This is a genomic window from Halioglobus sp. Uisw_031, from assembly GCF_047729875.1.
Classification (GTDB): Bacteria; Pseudomonadota; Gammaproteobacteria; order Pseudomonadales; family Halieaceae; genus Marimicrobium.
The window spans coordinates 2,485,518-2,505,985 of sequence record NZ_CP159826.1 but is presented as its reverse complement, the minus strand read 5'-3'; the positions used below and the strand labels follow the sequence as shown (position 1 = coordinate 2,505,985).

Annotated in this window: 19 protein-coding genes; 14 read left to right on the top strand and 5 right to left on the bottom strand. The window is 52.8% G+C overall.

Translation table 11 applies throughout. The annotated features are described in order from the left end of the window. Positions 1-11 precede the first annotated feature (11 nt). Both ABXT62_RS11345 and ABXT62_RS11340 read right to left on the bottom strand, forming a co-directional pair. A complete protein-coding gene (locus tag ABXT62_RS11345) occupies positions 12-1,268 on the bottom strand; it encodes an HlyC/CorC family transporter (RefSeq protein ID WP_415355402.1) in 1,257 nt (418 codons plus the stop codon). Positions 1,269-1,358: 90 nt separating this feature from the next. Further along, positions 1,359-2,162, bottom strand: a complete 804-nt coding sequence (locus tag ABXT62_RS11340; protein WP_415355401.1) for an inner membrane protein YpjD — start codon at positions 2,160-2,162, stop codon at positions 1,359-1,361. Between the two features lie 110 nt (positions 2,163-2,272). Here ABXT62_RS11340 and ffh point away from each other — a divergent pair, with 110 nt between their 5' ends. The 14 genes from ffh (at position 2,273) to ABXT62_RS11270 (ending at position 16,966) form a co-directional block, all read left to right on the top strand. Beyond that, positions 2,273-3,658 carry a signal recognition particle protein gene (gene ffh / locus ABXT62_RS11335; protein ID WP_415355400.1) on the top strand — a complete coding sequence of 462 codons (1,386 nt, stop codon included), beginning with the start codon at positions 2,273-2,275 and terminating at the stop codon, positions 3,656-3,658. A gap of 163 nt (positions 3,659-3,821) precedes the next feature. After that, entirely contained in the window at positions 3,822-4,070 is a 249-nt protein-coding gene (rpsP, locus tag ABXT62_RS11330) for a 30S ribosomal protein S16 (RefSeq protein WP_415355399.1), read from the top strand. Between the two features lie 32 nt (positions 4,071-4,102). Next, a complete protein-coding gene (rimM, locus tag ABXT62_RS11325; RefSeq protein ID WP_415355398.1) occupies positions 4,103-4,648 on the top strand; it encodes a ribosome maturation factor RimM in 546 nt (181 codons plus the stop codon). Positions 4,649-4,679: 31 nt separating this feature from the next. Then, positions 4,680-5,432, top strand: a complete 753-nt coding sequence (trmD, locus tag ABXT62_RS11320; RefSeq protein WP_415355397.1) for a tRNA (guanosine(37)-N1)-methyltransferase TrmD — start codon at positions 4,680-4,682, stop codon at positions 5,430-5,432. Between the two features lie 36 nt (positions 5,433-5,468). Further along, positions 5,469-5,819 (top strand): 50S ribosomal protein L19, encoded by a 351-nt coding sequence (gene rplS, locus ABXT62_RS11315; RefSeq protein WP_415355396.1) that lies wholly within the window; start codon positions 5,469-5,471, stop codon positions 5,817-5,819. 144 nt (positions 5,820-5,963) lie between these two features. After that, entirely contained in the window at positions 5,964-6,863 is a 900-nt protein-coding gene (gene xerD, locus ABXT62_RS11310) for a site-specific tyrosine recombinase XerD (RefSeq protein WP_415358202.1), read from the top strand. Between the two features lie 88 nt (positions 6,864-6,951). Further along, a complete protein-coding gene (locus ABXT62_RS11305) occupies positions 6,952-7,710 on the top strand; it encodes a DsbC family protein (protein ID WP_415355395.1) in 759 nt (252 codons plus the stop codon). A 110-nt stretch (positions 7,711-7,820) separates the two neighbouring features. Further along, the gene (gene alaC, locus ABXT62_RS11300; protein ID WP_415355394.1) at positions 7,821-9,011 is read left to right on the top strand and encodes an alanine transaminase; all 1,191 of its coding nucleotides are present in this window, start codon (positions 7,821-7,823) and stop codon (positions 9,009-9,011) included. A 44-nt stretch (positions 9,012-9,055) separates the two neighbouring features. Beyond that, positions 9,056-10,363, top strand: coding sequence for a homoserine dehydrogenase (locus ABXT62_RS11295; RefSeq protein ID WP_415355393.1), 1,308 nt, complete (start codon positions 9,056-9,058; stop codon positions 10,361-10,363). Positions 10,364-10,403: 40 nt separating this feature from the next. Next, positions 10,404-11,801, top strand: a complete 1,398-nt coding sequence (gene thrC / locus ABXT62_RS11290; RefSeq protein WP_415355392.1) for a threonine synthase — start codon at positions 10,404-10,406, stop codon at positions 11,799-11,801. A gap of 17 nt (positions 11,802-11,818) precedes the next feature. Beyond that, the gene (gene recJ, locus ABXT62_RS11285; RefSeq protein WP_415355391.1) at positions 11,819-13,555 is read left to right on the top strand and encodes a single-stranded-DNA-specific exonuclease RecJ; all 1,737 of its coding nucleotides are present in this window, start codon (positions 11,819-11,821) and stop codon (positions 13,553-13,555) included. Positions 13,556-13,659: 104 nt separating this feature from the next. Further along, a protein-coding gene (gene prfB / locus ABXT62_RS11280; protein ID WP_415355390.1) for a peptide chain release factor 2 occupies positions 13,660-14,758 on the top strand; the annotation gives its coding sequence in 2 pieces (ribosomal slippage) (positions 13,660-13,734 and positions 13,736-14,758; 1,098 coding nt in all). An 8-nt stretch (positions 14,759-14,766) separates the two neighbouring features. Next, complete coding sequence (lysS, locus tag ABXT62_RS11275) at positions 14,767-16,275, top strand: lysine--tRNA ligase (RefSeq protein ID WP_415355389.1); 1,509 nt, start codon at positions 14,767-14,769, stop codon at positions 16,273-16,275. A gap of 73 nt (positions 16,276-16,348) precedes the next feature. Next, positions 16,349-16,966 carry a hypothetical protein gene (locus ABXT62_RS11270; RefSeq protein ID WP_415355388.1) on the top strand — a complete coding sequence of 206 codons (618 nt, stop codon included), beginning with the start codon at positions 16,349-16,351 and terminating at the stop codon, positions 16,964-16,966. Here the strand turns inward: ABXT62_RS11270 and ABXT62_RS11265 are convergent. The 3 genes from ABXT62_RS11265 to ABXT62_RS11255 are packed head-to-tail and all read right to left on the bottom strand — an operon-like array spanning position 16,932 to position 20,229. Continuing rightward, complete coding sequence (locus ABXT62_RS11265) at positions 16,932-18,461, bottom strand: ATP-binding protein (RefSeq protein WP_415355387.1); 1,530 nt, start codon at positions 18,459-18,461, stop codon at positions 16,932-16,934. The genes ABXT62_RS11270 and ABXT62_RS11265 overlap by 35 nt on opposite strands. Further along, entirely contained in the window at positions 18,458-18,832 is a 375-nt protein-coding gene (locus ABXT62_RS11260) for a response regulator (RefSeq protein WP_415355386.1), read from the bottom strand. Before ABXT62_RS11260 ends, ABXT62_RS11265 begins: the two co-directional genes overlap by 4 nt. Then, the gene (locus tag ABXT62_RS11255; protein ID WP_415355385.1) at positions 18,829-20,229 is read right to left on the bottom strand and encodes an adenylate/guanylate cyclase domain-containing protein; all 1,401 of its coding nucleotides are present in this window, start codon (positions 20,227-20,229) and stop codon (positions 18,829-18,831) included. The genes ABXT62_RS11260 and ABXT62_RS11255 overlap by 4 nt, the downstream gene beginning before the upstream one ends. Between the last annotated feature and the right edge of the window lie 239 nt (positions 20,230-20,468).

The window sequence follows — 20,468 nt, the reverse complement described above, 5'->3', positions numbered from 1 at the left end:
ATTTCGGTGAATCAGACGAGAGGTTGAGCCCTCACCGACCGCACAACATTCCCTTCAAGTTCGAGAATTTCCAGACGGTAGTTGCCTATGGTCAGCCCCGCAGGGGCAGCGGGGAACGACTCCAGATATTCCAGTATTAGGCCGCTTAGCGTTTTCGGGCCATCTTTGGGCAGAGCCCACCCAAGCGTTTTATTGATGTCGCGAATATTCTCTGTGCCATCGATGATGTAACTGCCATCGCGTTCCAACAGAATACTCTCTGTTGTTTCAGCCATATTGGAAGTAAAGTCGCCGACGATTTCCTCTAAAATGTCTCCCAGTGCGACCACGCCTCGCACTTCGCCATATTCGTCAACAACGACAGCCAGCGGTTTTTTCATTTCCTGGAAATTAATGAGCTGAGTATGCAGGGGCGTGCTCTCTGGAACAAAATACGGTTTTTCCATCTCTCGTTCCAGTGCGATCCGGTCCAGTGTCAGACCGTTCACTACACGACTGATGCTGCGCATGTGCAGCACGCCAATGATGTTGTTGATGTCATCGCGCCAGACCGGCAACCGCGTGTGCGCGGTCGATTGAATCTTAAGCAGTATCTCTTGGTCGGTGTTGTCGAGATTAATGCCGTACACTTCATTGCGAGGCACCATAATGTCATCGACCGACACCTGCACCAGATCCATGATGTTGATCAATAATTCCCTGTGCCTTGCAGGAATTAACTTGCCGGCGTCGGTTACGATGGTCCGCAACTCATCAGCGGACACGTGTTCATAGGCCTCTTTCTTTGGATCAAAGCCGAGCAGTCGCGACAACCTATTGGTCACTGCGTTAACCATTGCAACGACAGGGCTCATGAGTGTCATTAGCGGGAGCAATATCACGCTCGCAGGGAATGCCACCCTTTCTGGGTGCAGTGCCGCAATCGTTTTTGGCGTGACTTCAGCAAAAACAAGAATGACCACTGTCAGTGCGCCTGTGGCGATGTAGACGCCGGCATCTCCCCACAGTCGAATGGAGATGACTGTTGCGACGGCTGAGGCGAAAATGTTGACCAGGTTGTTGCCGATCAGGATCAAGCCAATCAAGCGGTCTGGACGATCCAGTAATTTTCCGGCACGAATAGCGCCTCCGATCTTGTTTTTCTGCAGGTGCTTCAATTTATGACGATTGAGCGACATCATCGCGGTTTCTGCACTGGAGAAGAAGGCCGAGAGAATGACGAGTAGAGCAAGAATTGAAAACAATAAACCCAGCGGTGCGTCGTTCAAAGCCGGTTTGAACCTCGTAGAAAAGAGCGATCGCCATCTTGTAGAAAAACCAGCGGCGGAGCAAGCCCCATTGTCTTTTTTAGCAATGGATCAGGCACGGTGCAAGATCACTTCTAACACCAACTTGGAGCCGAAAAAAGCCAGCACCAACAGCCCAAAGCCCACAAGCGTAAAGCGCACAGCAGTATTGCTGCGCCATCCCAGCTGGTAATGTCCCCACAACAATGTGGAAAATAGCAACCAGGCGGCGATGGTCAGGGCCGTCTTGTGCACTAAGCTTTGGGTGAAAATATCGTCAATAAATACAACGCCTGAAGCGATAGCGATCGTCAGCAGAGCCACACCAATCCACAGAAGTTCAAATAACATAGCTTCCATCAGTTGTAGTGGCGGTAACACTTGGATAATTCCACGGGTGTGTCGATTCTTCAGTTGATGGTCCTGTAGGGCAAGTACTGTGGCCTGAATGGCCGCTAGTGTGAGTATCGCGTAGGCCAAGATTGAACTGCTAATGTGTAATACCATCCCGCCACTAAGATGGCTCAGAAGCGGCGTTGTGTCGGGTGCAAAAGTGGCTACCAGTACGGTCAGGGCCGACAGCGGGAATAGCACGATCAGTAAGTTCTGTAATGGCCTACGGGTCAAAGATGTGACGCAGGCCAGGTTGATCACCAGAGAAATCAGCGCGGCAACTTTGAAGAACCCCAAGTCGACACCCTCGCCGGGAAACACAATTTTCCAGACGATAAGTGTATGCGATGCGAGCGCAAACAGACCGAGTGCAAAGACACCGCGACCGAGTTGCTTGTGCTGTTGCGACAGGCGCAGCAATTGCAGGCCGGTGGCGGCCAGATACAGCAGTGCGCAGAGCGGGGCGAGTAATGAAATTGACATCGGTTTGGGGCTTGGGCCGGAGTAAAGTATACTGCGCCCTTTGTACCGACTTGTCACAGTAGAATCAATAGCAATTGCCGCCTCGGTCTTTAGTGGCCCCGGAGATATAGATGTTTGAGAGTTTGAGTGATCGATTGTCCCACAGCCTGCGCACCGTTTCGGGGAAGGCGCGGCTGAATGAGGAGAATATCCAAGACACGATGCGTGAAGTGCGTATGGCCCTGTTAGAGGCCGATGTTGCGATGCCAGTGGTCAAGGACTTTGTAGACGCTGTCAAGGAGCGCGCGCTGGGTGAAGACGTGATGCAGAGTCTCAGCCCCGGCCAGGCATTTCTCAAGATTGTGCAGTCCGAACTTGAGGCCACGATGGGTTCAGCCAATGAAGGGCTGAATCTGGCTACCACGCCCCCAGCGGTCATTATGATGGCAGGCCTTCAGGGCGCGGGTAAAACCACGACAGTCGCCAAGCTGGCAAGGTTGCTCAAGGAGCGGGACAAGAAGAAGGTCACGGTTGTCAGTGCTGACGTATACAGGCCCGCTGCGATCAGGCAGCTGGAAGTGCTGGCAGAAGAAGTCGGCGTGGATTTTTTCCCCAGCGACATTGGGCAAAAGCCAGTGGCGATTGTGCAGGCGGCTTTGGCGCATGCCAGAATTAAATTCAGTGATGTGCTGATCGTCGATACCGCGGGCCGGTTAGCGGTTGACGCGGACATGATGGCTGAGATCGGTGAGTTGCATGCGGCGGTAAAGCCGGTGGAGACCCTGTTTGTGGTGGATGCGATGACAGGCCAGGATGCGGCCACTACAGCAAAGGCGTTCGATGAGGCGCTGCCGCTGACCGGTGTGATACTGACCAAGGTCGATGCGGATACGCGCGGTGGAGCGGCCCTGTCAGTCAGATCGATTACCGGTAAGCCGATCAAGTTCCTTGGTGTGGGGGAGAAGACCACTGCGCTGGACCCCTTTCATCCGGACCGGTTGGCTTCGCGCATCCTTGGGATGGGCGACGTACTCTCCCTGATTGAGGAAGTAGAGAGTAAAGTTGATAAAAAGAAAGCCGACAAGCTGGCGCGCAAGATCAAAAAGGGTAAGAAATTTGACCTTGAAGACTTCCGTGAACAGTTGCAGCAAATGAATAATATGGGCGGGATAACCGGCATGCTCGATAAATTGCCGGGTATGGGCAAGATGGCCCAGGTGGCGCAGCAGAACGTCGATACGAAAATGTTTACACGAATGGAGGTTATGATCGACTCCATGACCCCCAAGGAACGCCGCAACCCTGAGCTGATTCAGGGTAGCCGCAAGCGGCGTATTACCCAGGGATCTGGCACTCAGGTGCAGGATCTCAATCGTCTCCTGAAGCAGCATAAGCAAATGCAGAAGATGATGAAGAAGCTGAAGGGCGGGGGCATGGAAAAGATGATGCGTGGTCTGGGCGGAATGATGCCCCCCGGAGGTGCTGGTGGCCCTGGCGGAAGTTTCCCCACGCGCTGAGCGATTCGTGCAGGGTTAGGTTAAAAATAACGTGTTCTGGGGTTTAATACTCGACGTATTTTCCGTATGATACGCCACCTTTCCGGCTTGCCAGCTGGTTTTCGTCGTGGGTGTTACTGCAATATCGCAGCGTGTCCCCGCTTATTTTAGGAAATTACGTAAAATGGTAACAATTCGTCTTGCTCGAGGTGGCGCCAAGAAGCGCCCTTTTTACCACCTTACCGTGACTGATAGCCGTTGCTCGCGTAACGGACGCTTTATAGAGCGTGTCGGCTTTTTTAATCCGACCGCACGTGGTCAGGAGGAGCGTTTGCGCGTCGATACTGACCGCGTTGAGTACTGGCGAGGCCAGGGCGCGCAGGTTTCAGACCGTGTGGCCAAGTTGCTCAAGGATGTCGCTGTCGCGGCCTGATAGGCCAGTCTGGCTGAACACGGACTAGTTTAATGAAAGAGTCCGCTGTCAAAGAGATGTTGGTGGTCGGTAAAGTGACCGGCTGTTATGGCCTTAAAGGTTGGGTAAAAATCCATTCGTATACGGAGCCGCTGGAAAATTTCCAAGGCTTTGGCGCTTGGCAGGTGATGCGCCGAGGAGTCTTTGAGCCGATTGAGTTTGATACGCTTAAGCGCCACGGCAGGGGCTTAGTTGCCCACATCGCAGGAGTGGATGATCGGACCCTCGCGGAATCCTACAAAGGATTGGAGGTGTCGGTGCCGGTAAGTGCTTTACCTGTGTTGCCGCAAGGAGAGTACTACTGGCGTGATCTGCAGGGCTTGCGGGTCCGGTGTCAGGACGGCGATGACACGGTGTTGGTGGGTTTAGTGGACCATCTGATTGAGACGGGCGCCAACGATGTGTTGGTTGTCAAAGCCTGTGAAGGCAGTATAGATATGCGGGAACGTCTGATTCCCTATTTGCCCGGCAATACAGTGATTCGGGTAGATCTTGATGAGGCGGTGATTGAGGTTGATTGGTTCCTCGACGACGACTGAGGGGCCGACTGAGCGCCCTGGGCGGGACACAATGCGTATTGCACTGGTGAGTCTGTTTCCAGAAATGTTTGCCGCGGTAGGCGACTATGGCGTTGTTGGAAGGGCGGTCAGGCAGGGTCAGGTTAACCTGAGCGTCTGTAATCCTCGTGATTATACGGTGGACGCCCATCGAACGGTGGATGACAGGCCTTACGGCGGCGGCCCGGGAATGTTAATGAAAATGGATCCCTTGCAGCAGGCGATTGCCGCAGCAAGGATTACGGCAGGATCGAATACGCGGGTGATCTATCTCTCGCCCCAGGGGCAGGCATTCGATCATGGCAAAGCCATGGAGCTGGCTGGCCTGGAAGGACTGGTTCTAGTTGCAGGGCGCTACGAAGGGGTTGACGAGCGCTTGATAGAGGCCGAGGTGGATGAGGAGCTGTCCATTGGCGATTATGTATTGAGTGGTGGCGAATTGGCCGCCATGGTGGTCATCGATGCGGTGACGCGGCAACTGCCTGGTGTATTGGGGCATGAGGCGTCTGCGCTTGAGGACTCTTTTGTAGACGGGCTGTTGGATTGCCCGCATTACACTCGGCCCGAAACCTATCAGGGAAGGAGTGTGCCAGACGTATTGTTAAGCGGTAATCATGAAGAGATTCGCCGCTGGCGCTTGAAGCAAGCATTGGGAAGGACCTATGAGCGTCGCCCGGAGCTGTTGCAGGGCAGGCTCATGAGAGTCGAAGAAGAGACATTGTTGGCGGAATATATTCGCGAACGGACATTATCAACAGAGCACTAACTGTGAAGCTGCAGAGTTATTTAACAGGAGTACCACATGAGCACTAACAAGATCATATCCGAGCTTGATGCAGAGCAGATGGGGAAGGAGCTTCCAGAGTTCAGCCCCGGTGATACCGTGGTTGTTCAGGTGAAAGTCATCGAGGGTACCCGTGAGCGTTTGCAGGGTTTTGAGGGCGTTTGTATCGCCAAACGCAACCGCGGGCTGAACTCTGCGTTCACTGTGCGTAAGATCTCTCACGGTGTGGGCGTAGAGCGTACGTTTCAGACCTACAGTCCAATGGTGCAAAGTATTGCTGTCAAGCGTCGAGGAGACGTGCGTCAGGCAAAACTGTATTACTTGCGAGAGTTGAGCGGTCGCGCTGCGCGCATTAAGGAAAAGCTGTAGCACGTTACTACGGTTATTGCGGGTGCTGAAGGCGGCCTAAGGGCCGCTTTTTTGCGTTTGATGCAATGAGTCTGGCGGATGGTGAGAGAAGGGAGTTCGGTGGTAAGCTCAATGCAACCATTGTGATAGGGTAAATACATGCCTTTGGACCCCCTGATACACCCGGATATCGAACGTTATATCGACGCCATGTGGATGGAAAAAGGCTTAAGTAACAATACCTTATCTTCCTATCGTCGTGATCTCAGGCAGTTTAATGAGTGGCTGCTGAAGAGGGACGGTAGTACGATTACTCAAGCGACACGGTCAACCCTTCAGGCTTACTTGGGAGCCCGCCTCCAGCAGGGTCAGTCGCCTCGCTCCAGTGCGCGCTTCCTGTCTTGCGCGCGCGGTTTCTACCACTACCTGTTGCGTGAGGGGAGTCTTAGCCTCGACCCCACGCTGGATGTGGACAGCCCTCGTTTGGGGCGGCCTCTGCCAAAGGCATTGTCCGAAGCGGAAGTGGATCGGCTTTTACAGGCTCCAGATTTGGATGTCGTGCTCGAATTGCGTGATCGCACCATGCTGGAATTGTTGTATGCCTGCGGTTTGCGGGTGAGTGAACTGACGAGTTTGCAAATGGTGCAACTGAGTATGAATCAGGGTGTTGTGCGGGTATTCGGTAAGGGCAGTAAAGAAAGGCTGGTGCCGGTTGGTGAAGAGGCCCTGCGGTGGTTGCAGCGTTATCTGGCGGGTCCACGGGCAGAGTTACTGAAGGATATTCCATGCGAGGCATTGTTCCCCAGTCGCCGAGGGACACAAATGACTCGCCAGACCTTCTGGTATCGTATTAAAATCTATGCAGAGCGAGCAGGCATCAAGAAACACTTGTCACCCCATACTCTGCGCCATGCATTTGCCACGCATTTGCTGAATCACGGCGCTGACCTTAGAGTGGTGCAAATGCTGCTGGGGCACAGCGACCTTTCCACAACACAGATTTATACTCATGTCGCACAGCAGCGCATGCAGGAGTTACACGAGCAACACCATCCTCGCGGTTGAGGAACTAATGGGGCGAACCCTGCTCCAATGAACGTGGTTTTTAAACAATGATTGTGGGGAAGAAGCCCACGCAGAAAAGGAACAGAGAATGACTTACCGAACTTTGAAGTTGGCGTTGATGGCGATACTGATGACGGTTGCACCGCTTGGGTTGGCCGCAGAGCCGTTGGACAAGGCCGAGCTGGATGCGTTGCGCACTGCGCTGAATGTGGGGGGTGTCGAGGTGATCAGTGCTCAAATGAGCGAAATGCCGGGTGTGGTCGAGGTGCAATTGAAAGAAGGTCCGCTAGTGTACTCTACCTTAAAGGGTGATTTTTTCATTGTGGGTGATCTCTACTCTGTCGGCCCGGCAGGCTATGTTAATTTGGCTGAGCAACGTCGCGACCAGGAGCGAGTGGAAATACTGGCAAAAGTAGATCGGGATGACATGATCATCTTTTCTCCGGAAGGCGAGACCCGCGCTTATATCTACGTGTTTACCGATGTCACCTGTTTCTATTGTCAGAAGCTGCATCAGGAGGTACCTGAACTCAACAAGAATGGCATCGAAGTGCGCTACCTGGCGTATCCGCGAGCGGGTGCAGGCTCGCCTGGATTCAATCAGCTTGTCAGTGCCTGGTGTGCCGATAATCCGCAGGAAACATTGACCCAGTTAAAGAGCAAACAGTCAGTGCCTGAAAACATCTGTAAGGACAACCCGGTCGCTGCACAATTTAAGCTTGGTCAGGAGATGGGTGTGAACGGTACGCCAGCCATCATTACCGAGACGGGAGAAATGATTCCCGGTTATAGGCCGGCTGATCAATTGATTACTATCCTGGGATTGAACTCAGAATCTGGTCAATAATGCCCGACTGGGCCTTGCCGCGTTGACAGTAGGAGGCTGACTCAGTACTGTTTGCTTCGTTTTTTTAATCATGGCGCGACTGCTGGAGCGCCCAGTAGAGTCAGATAATTGTGGATGACCAATTTCGGCGTATCGAGCGTCTGCCGCCATACGTTTTTAATATTATCGGTGACCTCAAGCAGCAGGCTCGCGCGGCTGGGCAGGACATTATCGACTTCGGTATGGGCAATCCTGATCAGCCCACGCCTGAACATATTGTGGATAAACTGGTGGAAACAGCTCGTCGTGGCGACACCCACGGTTATTCCCAGTCCAAAGGTATACCCCGCTTGCGTAAGGCAATCTGTGACTGGTATCAGCGGCGCTTTGATGTCTTACTGGATCCTACTACTGAAGCAATAGTGACGCTCGGATCGAAGGAAGGCCTGGCCCATCTGGCATTGGCCACGACCGGCCCTGGTGATGCCATATTGGTACCGAATCCGTCTTACCCCATTCATCCCTATGGTTTTGTGATTTCTGGTGCAGATATCCGTCATGTGCCTATGGGTGAGAATGAGGAAGAATTCTTCGCTGAGCTGGAAAAGGCGATATTCACCAGTTGGCCGCGTCCCAAGATGTTGGTGCTGAACTTTCCTTCCAATCCTACTGCACAGTGTGTGGAATTGGAATTCTATGAAAGAGTGATCAAAATTGCGCGGGAGCATTCGATCTGGGTGGTCCAAGATCTGGCGTATGCCGATCTGTGTTATGACGGCTATGTGGCTCCTTCGATTCTGCAAGTGGAAGGCGCGCGGGATATCGCTGTTGAGTTTTTTAGTATGTCCAAAAGCTACAACATGCCGGGTTGGCGCGTCGGTTTTTGTGTTGGAAATAAAGTACTGATCAGTGCTCTGGCGCGGATGAAGTCCTATCTTGATTACGGTATGTTCACGCCCATTCAGGTTGCTGCGATTGCTGCATTAGAGGGCGATCAAAGTTGTGTGGCGCAAATTGTAGCAATGTATCAGTCGCGTCGGGATGTGTTATGCAGCGGCCTCAACGCCATTGGCTGGGAGGTCACTCCACCAAAGGCTACCATGTTCCTCTGGGCCAAGATTCCGCAGTTCTATCAAGAATTGGGCTCAGTTGAGTTTAGTAAAAAGCTATTAACCGAGGCTCAGGTAGCGGTTTCCCCGGGTATTGGTTTTGGGGAGTACGGCGAGGGCTATGTGCGCTTTGGCTTGATTGAAAATGAGCACCGCACACGCCAGGCGATTCGCAACATTAAGCGGATGTTTAAAAATAACGGCGTTGCCTGAACGACGATGGGCTTGCAGCGCGACTATTTAAAGTAGGAACGATAGTGAAATCAGTCAACATAGGCATTTGCGGCGTAGGCACAGTCGGAGGTGGCACATTGAATGTCTTGCGAGACAACGCGGAGCTTATAGCAGCGCGCGCAGCGGCTCGGTTGCAGGTGATTCATGTCGGCGCCCGCCACGACAGTCCGGCCTGTGATCTAGCCGGTATCCGTGTCAGCCGAGACATATTTGAGGTGGCTCGCGACCCCGAGGTCGATATTCTCGTGGAGCTGATCGGCGGCACGACTGTTGCTCGCGAACTGGTAGAAGCAGCGATTATTGCCGGTAAGCATGTAGTCACCGCCAATAAGGCCCTGATTGCGGAGTTTGGTAACGAGATCTTCGCACTGGCAGAGAAGCACGGTGTGGATGTGCGTTATGAGGCTGCGATCGCTGGTGGTATTCCTATTGTCAAAGCCATGCGTGAAGGCCTAGCGGCAAATCGCATTGAATGGCTTGCAGGTATTATCAACGGCACTGGAAATTATATCCTCACTGAAATGCGCGACAGAGGGCGGGAATTTGCGGATGTACTGGCCGAAGCTCAGTCCCTGGGTTATGCGGAGGCCGACCCAGCCTTTGACGTAGAGGGCACCGATGCGGCGCATAAGCTGGTTATTCTCGCCTCGCTAGCGTTTGGTATGCCGTTGCAATTTGATGCCGTCTACACCGAAGGCATTACTGAGCTGACAACACAGGATGTTGGGTATGCCTTGGAACTGGGGTATATCATCAAGCACCTAGGTATTGCGAAACAAACGGATGAAGGCGTTGAATTGCGCGTGCATCCAACGCTGATACCTGATGATCTGTTGCTGGCGGATGTCGATGGCATAAAAAATGCAATTCTCGTAGAAGGCAGCGCGGTGGGGCCTACACTGTATTATGGTGCCGGCGCGGGTGCCCAACCCACAGCATCGGCAGTGGTTGCTGATCTGATCGATCTGGCCCGAGATGTTGGTGTGGGCGTCAGTGCGCGGTTACCGGCCCTTGGCGTCGCTTTAGCTGATTTGCGAAGCCTGCCCATTATACCGATTGAAAAAGTAAAAACCCCCTGGTACTTGCGCATGGAAGTAGCCGACAAGCCGGGTGTGCTGTCCAGGGTCGCCAGTATTTTCAGCGAGCAGGGCATCAGCATAGAGGCATTGATCCAAAGAGCACCCGGGCAGGGCCAGACTCTGGTGTCGCTCATCGTGCTTACCAACAAGGCACCCCAGGACAGCGTGGATATCGCCGTGTGTGAAATAGAAGCATTGGAGACAATTAGCGGCAAGGTCACGCGCATTCGGGTGGAAGCACTGGACGGTTAGTCAGTTAGTTAGTTAGGGCTTAACAAAGGATCAGCGACACGTGAAATACATTAGCACCAGAGGGCAGGCGCCTGTGCTCAATTTTGAACAGGTCCTTCTGACGGGCCTGGCTTCGGATGGTGGGTTGTATGTGCCTGAGACCCTGCCCCGTTTTTCCCATGAGGAAATCGCGGCCATGGCTACGCTTGATTATCCACAGCTAGCGCAAAAAATTATTACACCTTTTGTGCACGACTGTATTCCTGCGGATGACCTGCGCGCGATGGTGGTGGAAACCTACGCTGAGTTTCGCCATAACGCGGTGGCCCCTCTGGTACAGGTCGATTCGGACCAGTGGATACTGGAATTATTCCATGGGCCAACTCTGGCTTTCAAGGACTTCGCGTTGCAGTTGCTTGGGCGCTTGCTGGACTACGTATTGGAGCGTAAAAAGCAAAAAGTGGTGATATTGGGCGCCACCTCGGGCGATACCGGTTCAGCTGCGATTGAGGGTTGCAAGCACTGTAAGAATGTCGACATATTCATACTTCATCCCAATAATAGAGTGTCTGACGTGCAGCGGCGGCAGATGACGACTGTACACGGAGACAATATCCATAACCTGGCGGTAGAAGGTAACTTTGATGATTGCCAAGCGATGGTGAAAGCCAGTTTTGGTGACCAGAGTTTTCTTCCCGATGGCCGCCAGCTCGTGGCAGTCAACTCCATTAACTGGACGCGGATTATGGTCCAGATCGTGTATTATTTTTATGCTGCAGTCGCTCTGGGTGCGCCCGCTCGTCCAGTCGCGTTCTCAGTGCCCACAGGAAATTTTGGCGATATTTTTGCGGGTTATCTTGCGCGACAAATGGGTTTGCCCATTGAGCGCCTGATTATCGCGACCAATCGCAACGATGTGTTGCATCGCGTGATGACGGGCAATACGTATGGTCGTCAACCGCTGGAGCATTCGTTATCCCCGAGTATGGACATTACGGTTTCAAGCAATTTTGAGCGACTGTTATTCGATCTGTATGGTCGAGACGGCGCGGCCATCGCCGACTTGATGCAGCAATTCGACCATGGTGATATAAGCTTGAACGAGACTGCGATGAAGCAGGCGCGCTCTTTGTTTAGCAGCCAATGCGTCTCGGATGAGGAAACGTGTCAGCAGATCGCCAGTACCTGGCGAGGATGTGAATACCTGCTGGATCCGCACAGTGCCATTGGTGTGAAAGCGGCTTTGGACAGTGATGTCGCAGCAGGGATTCCGATGATTACCATGGCGACTGCACATCCTGCGAAATTTCCAGAGGCGATCAAAAGTGCGGGTCTGACACAAGCCGTTGCCCTGCCACTACATTTGAGTGACCTGTTTGAACGCAGCGAGCGATTCCAAGTCCTGCCCAACGATCTGGCGGCGGTTCAGGAGTTTATCGCGGCTAACATTAACGCCTGACCCAGGCCGCCCGCAAAGTGCAGAAACATATTCGCCGCCGGGAGACTGTCTCTACAGAACATTTTTCCGATACCGATATCCATCCATTGTTGGCGCGGGTCTACAGCGGACGCGGTGTCGATTCATGCGGGCAATTGGATCTATCTCTGGAGTGCCTGCAACCCCCAATGCTGTTGCTTAACGCCGACCGCGCGGCGGCGATGCTGGCAGATGCACTTTCCCGTGACGATAGGATTGTTGTTATTGGCGACTTTGATGCAGATGGCGCTACTAGCACTGCACTTGCGGTCTCGGTCCTCACAGCCTTTGGCGCCGGTCATGTCGACTACCTGGTGCCCAATCGCTTTGAGTATGGCTACGGCCTGACCCCAGAGATTGTTGCACTCGCGGCCGTCGATAAACCCGACCTGATTATTACCGTGGATAACGGTATATCCAGTCTGGAGGGGGTGGCCGCGGCCAGGGAATTTGGTATCAGTACACTTATCACCGACCACCATTTAGCAGGTCGAGAGCTTCCCATGGCGGACGTCATTGTGAACCCTAATCAGCCCGGGTGTGGGTTTCCCAGCAAAAATCTCGCAGGTGTTGGCGTTATTTTTTATATTATGCTGGCGCTGCGAGCCGAACTGCGTTCCAGAGGGTGGTTTGAACAACGTCCGGAGGTCAATTTGGCCCAGTATCTGGATCTGGTCGCACTGGGAACTGTTGCGGATGTTGTGCCACTGGATCGCAATAACCGCATTCTGGTCGCAGAGGGTCTAAGACGGATTCGCGCAAGCCAATGCCGTCCCGGTATTTTGGCGCTACTTGAAGTGGCATCCCGCCAGCCTCACTCGGTAGTCGCATCGGACCTCGGATTTGCGGTCGGGCCGCGTATTAATGCGGCGGGACGCCTGGAAGATATGTCCATTGGCATTGAATGCCTACTTTGCGAGAGTCTGGTAGGCGCGCGCGCGCAGGCTGACAGGCTGCATCAGCTCAACCAGGATCGCCGGGTTATCGAGCAGGACATGCAGGCAGAGGCCATAGCAATATTAGCAAGGCTGTCGCTGGAAGGAGGTGCGGACCTGCCCGTCGCTATGACGCTCTACCAGAGTGGATGGCATCAGGGCGTCATCGGCATCCTAGCGTCACGTATAAAGGATCGGCTACACCGTCCGACGATAGCATTTGCCGACGGTGATTCGGGCGACATCAAGGGTTCGGCCCGTTCCATTGCGGGCATTCATATTCGCGACATTCTGGATGCTGTCGCCACCCGCCATCCCGGCCTTATTACCCGCTTCGGGGGTCATGCTATGGCAGCGGGTCTCACGCTGCGAAGAGAGGACTACGAGGCATTTTCTGTTGCCTTTGTTGCAGAGGTCGCGCGCCATGCAGAAGATGTGCACTTGCAGGCAGTGATTGAATCGGATGGAGCGCTGGCGCCGGATGAATTTGAGCTGGAGTTGGCTACCAAGCTTCGTTTTGCGGGACCCTGGGGGCAGCATTTCCCAGAGCCCATGTTTGACGGTTGTTTTTCAGTGGTCAGTCAGCGCTTGGTAGGGCAGAAGCACCTCAAACTGGTATTGGCACCCGTTGGCAGTGCATCATTACTGGATGCCATCGCCTTTAACGTCGACCTGGATATCTGGCCAGCCCCGGAAGTCGAACAAGTTGAAATTGCCTACCGTCTTGATGTAAACGAGTTTCGGGGGCAGCGCTCGGTACAGCTTATGGTTGAGCATCTAGTGGCGATAAGCCCGCTTTAGACGCTTCGGCTGCGAGCCTGGATGGGCGACTCCAGGCTGTTTTCTCTGTCCCGCTGCCTGCTGCTGGGGTAGAATGCCGCCTTTGTATAGCGCGGTTTTATAACATGCTTGAGATCAATCCTCTTCTGATGCAATTAAAAGATATTCAGGTGCGCGCTGGCGTACTGAGGGGGTATCTTTGACTTTGATCAGCGTAAGGAACGTCTGGCCGAAGTAGAACTGGAATTGGCTGAGCCCAGTGTCTGGGAGCAACCGGACCGCGCTAGAGAATTGGGGCGTGAAAGGGTGTCGCTTGAGACCATTGTTCATACCATCGAGACACTTGATACCAACGTCATCGATGCTAGGGATCTACTTGAATTGGCATCTGGCGAAGACGATGAGGCAACAGTCGCAGAAATTGAAAGTGAGGTTGGGAGTCTGGTCACATTGCTGGAGCAGCTGGAGTTTCGGCGCATGTTTTCGGGTGAAATGGACCCCAATAATGCCTTCTTGGACATCCAGTCAGGCTCCGGCGGCACAGAGGCTCAAGATTGGGCAGAGATGCTGTTGCGCATGTATCTGCGCTGGGGTGAGGACAAGGGGTTTAAGACTGAATTGATCGAGGCCTCAGGAGGAGATGTGGCTGGGATCAAGAGCGCGACCATCAAATTTGAGGGAGAGTATGCCTTTGGTTGGTTGCGGACTGAAACGGGAGTGCATCGTCTGGTCCGCAAATCTCCCTTTGACTCAGGAAATCGTAGGCACACATCGTTCGCATCGATTTTTGTGGCACCGGAAATCGATGACAATATTGAAATCGATATCAACCCTGCTGATCTTCGTACCGATACCTACCGTGCCAGCGGCGCCGGTGGCCAGCATGTCAACAAGACCGATTCGGCCGTGCGCATTACCCACAACCCTACGGGCACCGTGGTACAGTGCCAGACCGAACGTTCGCAGCACCAGAATCGCGACAATGCCATGAAGCTTCTTCGTGGCAAGTTATATGAACTGGAAGTGCAGAAGCGGAATACGGAAAAACAGGCCATGGAAGACAGCAAAGCAGATATAGGCTGGGGCAGCCAGATTCGTTCTTATGTGCTAGATGATTCCCGTATCAAGGATTTGCGTACCGGAATAGAGACGAGCAATACCCAGGCAGTACTCGATGGCGATATTGACCGATTTATAGAAGCATCACTAAAAAGCGGACTGTGAGAAGTATTATGAGTGATCAGGAACAGGCGTCTGGAGAAGGAACAGGTGATGCGCGTGAAGAGAACAAGCTAATCGCTGAGCGTCGCGGCAAGCTGGCAGCCCTGAGAGAACAGGGTAATCCGTTTCCCAACGATTTTAGGCGCACCGCGATGGCGGATAAGCTGTTGAGTGAATTTTCAGAATGTTCCAAGGAGGAGTTGGAACAGGCCAGTCGAGTTTACTCGGTCGCAGGCCGTTTGATCCGCAATCGAGGCTCATTCCTGTTGCTTCAGGATGGTTCTGACCAGATACAACTGTATGTCAACCGCAAAGGACTGAGCGAAAGTGCGTTGGCGCAAATTAAGAGCTGGGATCTGGGTGATATCGTGGGGGCTACCGGTCCGTTGCACAAATCCGGTAAAGGCGATCTCTATATCAATATGGAGGAGGCGCGACTTTTGACCAAAGCTCTGCGTCCCCTGCCGGATAAATATCACGGGCTGGCAGATCAGGAGTTGCGCTACCGGCAGCGCTATGTCGACCTGATCGTGAGCCCCGAGTCACGTCAGATATTTCGTATGCGTTCTAACATCATCGCATTTATTCGCGATTACATGAGCGCTCTTGATTTCATGGAAGTCGAGACCCCGATGATGCATGTTATCCCTGGGGGAGCGGCGGCTAAACCTTTCGTTACGCACCACAATGCGCTCGATATGGACATGTATCTGAGGATTGCGCCGGAGCTTTATCTGAAGCGCTTGGTGGTGGGTGGGTTCGAACGCGTTTTCGAAGTTAATCGTAGTTTTCGCAATGAAGGGCTTTCGACACGTCACAATCCCGAGTTTACCATGCTGGAATTCTACTGGGCTTATGCTGATTATGAAGATGCCATGAATCTGACGGAGGATATGCTGCGCAAGCTCGCTGAAACTGTGTTGGGTAGCACCACGGTGTATTATCAGGGTGGCACATACGATTTTTCCAGACCCTTTACTCGGGTCACGGTATTTGACGCTATTTTGCAACATAATCCGGACATCAGTGCCCAGCAACTGTCTGATGCGTCAGCCGCAAGACTCATTGCGCAAGACCTGGGTATCTCGCTTAAAGAGAGCTGGGAGTTGGGTAAAGTTCAAATAGAGATATTCGAAAAAACAGTGGAACACTTGCTGGATCAGCCAACCTTCATTACGGCCTATCCGACAGAAGTTTCGCCGTTGGCTCGACGCAGTGACGGAGATCCTTTTGTCACTGACCGCTTTGAGTTTTTTGTGGGCGGACGCGAACTCGCTAATGGATTTTCCGAGCTCAATGATGCGGAAGATCAGGCCGAGCGCTTCTTGTCTCAGGTGGCGCAAAAGGAAACTGGAGACGAAGAGGCCATGCACTTTGATCAGGATTATATTCGTGCCCTAGAGTATGGTTTGCCACCTACAGCGGGTGAGGGAATCGGTATTGATCGTTTAGTGATGTTACTCACGGATTCGTCCTCTATTAGAGACGTATTATTGTTTCCTCATATGCGGCCTGAATAAGTGCCTCCGGCGTGTGAGCTCCGAGATTATGGCGCCCGTGCAGGAGGCTCTCGATTGAGCTGTCAGCGGGATTTTGAATGCGCTACACTCGGCGGTGGTGGTTTACTTTGAGGACACAGTATTGTTTTTGACTCGCGTTTCCTTTTTTGTACTAGGTGTCATTGTTTTATTGCTACAGGCGTGCGCATCTGGGTCTCCTGCAATCGACTCGCCGCAAGTGTCATCGTCTAATGAAATTACCCTTAACCTTCCTGATCAGACCCTAGCACCCTGTGTCGACGACCAGAATGTAGGCGTAGATTATACCTATCTGGAGAAAGGTTTTAGTGCGATGGTGGCAGGTGATAATGTTGAGGCGGTAAACTACTTCAGACGATATCAGCGCCTTGAATCATCCCCCGGGGCGGACTGGGAGGCGGGCATTGCCATCGCTTATGAAAAGATGTTGCCCGACAGCCCCTACTACAATTGGAGAGCTGCGGCTGATGCCTATCGTCGCCTAATGAGACGGGTGCCTGAAGGAATCGAGCTGAACCAGCAAGTTCTGATCTTGGGCGGAACGTTGGCAGTATTGGTGGAGTTACATGACTACATCGACGAGCTGCAGAACGAAAAGGATGACCTCAGCGAGAATCTGGAAAAGCGTGAGGAAGCGCTTAAGCGGCTGCGTGAGTTAATTCTGGGTCAGTAGGAATCAGTACCGTGAAACTCGAGCCAACGCCGATTTCGCTTTCTACCGTTATGCTTCCTCCCATCAACATGCAAAAGTCGCGTGAGATCGCCAGCCCCAGCCCCGTACCCCCATAGTTCGCACTGGTAGACGACTCGGCTTGAACGAAAGCATCGAACACGTAGGACATTTGGTCGCTGGTGATGCCTATACCCGTATCCTCTACGGTAAAGGTTATCCAGCCTGGTCGTTCAGGCACCTCCTGCGCGCTGACGCTGATATGGCCATCCTGGGTGAATTTGTTGGCATTGCTTAGTAGGTTGGTGAAAATTTGTCTGAATTTTGCGGCATCGTTGTAAAGCGCAGGTAATTCTTCCAAGCCGCTGATTCTCAACTCATTATGGTTACTTCTTAACAGCGGTGCCAAAACGTCACACGCCTGTTTAATAATGACTGTGGGATTGAATGTCTCACAGTGTAGGGACATTTTCCCTGTCTCAATTTTTGATAAATCCAGAATGTCATCAATGAGAGAGAGTAGTTGCCGACCGGAGTGAATAATAGTGCCTAGATCCTGTTGAAACTGTGGGCGGTTTATCTCACTTTTATCGTCCATTTCATCATGTAACAGCTCGCTGTAGCCAATAATGGCATTCAGTGGAGTGCGCAGTTCGTGGCTGACGTTGGCCAGAAACATACTTTTGGCCGCGTTGGCCTCGTCGGCGGAATCTCTGGCCTTGCGCACATCGTAAATAGCATTACGCAACTTGTCTGACATGTCATTGAATGCATCTGCTAGATCGCCTAGTTCTCCGGTGTCATCGATATTGTCAATGCGATAGTTGAGGTCGCCACTTCCAAAACGTTCGGTACCTTTTTTCAGCCTTTTTAATGACGTATTGGTATAGCTCAGTAAAAAATATCCCAGAGTCGCGGTGAGGAATATGGAGGAAAAAAAGCCGATGACCGTAATGCGGTCAGTCAGATCAATAGTGCGATCAATAATATCCGAGCGTTGTGCTGCAATAAATTCTTGTCGTTGTTCCAGTTCACTGAGGCGCTGACTAGCCTGAAGAAAGGGTAGAGGATCATTCATGTTCATTTGGAATGTTGGGTCGTTGTAGCTCCGGTAGAACTTCAGCCAGCGTTTGAGCAAATTGCTGCTACTCTGCCAGAGCAAGTCATAGTTGAGTCCAGTCACACCTCGGCTCAACTTGCCGAGTTTCTGAATTTTTTGGTTGATAACGACTAGCGCATCTTCAGCCCGCTGCAACTCGGCATCTCCCAGTCGCTCCTCGGTGGTATCGCGCAATGCGGCCAGTATGAGTATTTGCTGTCGCTGATCTTCTAATAGTTGCTCCACTTCTGTAGACAGCTGGGCCGCGGAAACAGAATTCCGGTAGGCTAGCATGCTCTCATTTCGGGCATAGCTGCCCCAGAAGTGTGTCCCCACATTGACTGCAAAAAGCACCAGTATAATGACCAGCGAGAGGGTGAGTTGACGACGTAAGCTCATGCGCGAGTAAGCTCCCGTATCTTGGTGAGTAAACCCGGAAAGTCCACTGGCTTGGTGGCGTAGTCATCACAACCGGCTTCCATGGCGTACACTCTGTGAGCTTCCGTGGCGTGCGCGGTGAGGGCAATAATGGGGATATCTCGGATGCTCTCATCTTCTTTTGCCCTGCGACTGGCGGCCCAGCCGTCGAGGACAGGCAGGTTCATATCCATTAAGACCACACTGGGTTGCTCCGCGTGCATGATATCCAGAGCCTGTTGACCGTTACCGGCGGTGATGACTTCGAGTCCAGCGCGATTCAGTCGTCGAACCATCATGTTGCGATTGAGCTCATTATCTTCCACAAGCAGAATGCGCTGGCCCGCAGTCATGTTTTTTCTCCGGCGACCTGATGGACGAGGATGGTTTCATCGATGCCTTTAACATTTATCTGCTCACTGCGACCCAATCGATAATTGCCCTTGAGGCTTTGCAGCGTGCTTTCTGAGATCAGGATTTCGTCGCCGGCAGTGACATCCTCAATACGAGAGGTTACGTTCATGGGGTGCCCTACAAAACCGTACTTGCTACGCCTCTCAGAGCCGATGTTGCCCGCAATGACATCGCCCGTATTAATGGCGATGCCCGTGCTGATGGCCGGAAATCCTTCGGCTTCGTTGAGGGCATTGATGTCAGCCATGGCAGCCTGCATCGCAAGGGCACACTTTACGGCACGATCTGCATCATCATCTCTGTACTGAGGCGCGCCAAAAACAGCCAGAATAGCATCGCCAATAAATTCGTCTATGGTGCCATGATGGGCCATGATGATGTCTGTCATGACCCCTAGATATCGGTTGAGCATCGAGACAACTTGAGCCGGTGCGAGGTTTTCACTGAGAGAAGTGAAGCCGCGTATATCAGATAACATAATGCTGACTCTGCGCAGGTCCCCACCGAGTTCTAGTCCTTCCGGGCGCTCCAAGATGTCGGTCACGATCTCGTCGGAGAGATAACGCCCAAAAGTTGCTCGGATAAATTTTTCATTGCGTTCCAGTTGGAGGCGATACTGTTGCTCCTTATCGTGCCAGCGCTTGCGCTCTATTCCGGCTTTGATGCGAGCCTGCAGCAGCACGGGATTAAACGGCTTGAATAAATAGTCGTCGGCTCCAGCCTCAATGCACTCGATGATGCCGTCCATATCCTGGCTCCCCGAGATTACAATAACGGGCGTGGCTCTCCACTCGGGATGCTCCTTGATGCGGCGCAGGACCTCGTGGCCGTTCATGCCCGGCATTATTAAATCCAGTAGAACCACATCTACATCACTTTGCTCTAGTGCACGCAGTGCCTCTTCACCGCTGGCGGCGGTGATGACAATGTGCCCAATGCGGGACAGATTTCTCGCGACCAGCTCTCGGTTTTCCTGTCGATCATCGACAGCCAGGATAAACCCTGGATCCGATTGAATGTCCCGACTTTGATTGGCGGACTGCACGGTGCTGCCGTTGTGTGCAGCCTGTACCGACTCTAGCAGCGATGACAGTATGGCATCGAGGTTTGAGTGTGATGCACCGATATCCTCACGCAACATTTCTGCGTAGCCGCGCAGCGCCGTCAATACATTCATGAGATCGTGACTATGGGTGGCGAGCTCTGACGTATCCAGCATTTGTTCAAGGCGGCTGGCGGCGTCAAAAATGTGGGTGAAATCGCCCAGTGTCAGCTCGCCCAGATGGTCCTGGTGGATGGAAAACTCTTGCCGCAACGCCTCGAAGTCGCGTCGCATATGGTCGATCCATTCTGGGGTTGGGCTGGTGTTGATGGTCATGGGTTAGTGTGTCGGGCGATTCTGCGCATGCAGGGCCACAGTTCCATCGAGTCTAGGTGCCCAGAGTGTAACAATATGGTGGCACACGCACACTGTACTTATCCTTCCAATTTTTGGCTCAAGTGGGTTACAACGAGCAGTTGGGAGCTTTAGACACGTCAAATAGGCCCCTGTTATAAAAGTGGCATACCAATTTT

Bases quoted from the DNA above. Each gene is read 5' to 3' on its own strand.
- ABXT62_RS11255 (WP_415355385.1), bottom strand. From the start codon at position 20,229: ATGCGACGCGACTTCGAGGCGTTGCGGCAAGAGTTTTCCATCCACCAG.
- ABXT62_RS11265 (WP_415355387.1), bottom strand. From the start codon at position 18,461: ATGAGCTTACGTCGTCAACTCACCCTCTCGCTGGTCATTATACTGGTG.
- ABXT62_RS11260 (WP_415355386.1), bottom strand. From the start codon at position 18,832: ATGACTGCGGGCCAGCGCATTCTGCTTGTGGAAGATAATGAGCTCAAT.
- rpsP (WP_415355399.1), top strand. From the start codon at position 3,822: ATGGTAACAATTCGTCTTGCTCGAGGTGGCGCCAAGAAGCGCCCTTTT.
- ABXT62_RS11340 (WP_415355401.1), bottom strand. From the start codon at position 2,162: ATGTCAATTTCATTACTCGCCCCGCTCTGCGCACTGCTGTATCTGGCC.
- ffh (WP_415355400.1), top strand. From the start codon at position 2,273: ATGTTTGAGAGTTTGAGTGATCGATTGTCCCACAGCCTGCGCACCGTT.
- rimM (WP_415355398.1), top strand. From the start codon at position 4,103: ATGAAAGAGTCCGCTGTCAAAGAGATGTTGGTGGTCGGTAAAGTGACC.
- ABXT62_RS11305 (WP_415355395.1), top strand. From the start codon at position 6,952: ATGACTTACCGAACTTTGAAGTTGGCGTTGATGGCGATACTGATGACG.
- lysS (WP_415355389.1), top strand. From the start codon at position 14,767: ATGAGTGATCAGGAACAGGCGTCTGGAGAAGGAACAGGTGATGCGCGT.
- rplS (WP_415355396.1), top strand. From the start codon at position 5,469: ATGAGCACTAACAAGATCATATCCGAGCTTGATGCAGAGCAGATGGGG.
- trmD (WP_415355397.1), top strand. From the start codon at position 4,680: ATGCGTATTGCACTGGTGAGTCTGTTTCCAGAAATGTTTGCCGCGGTA.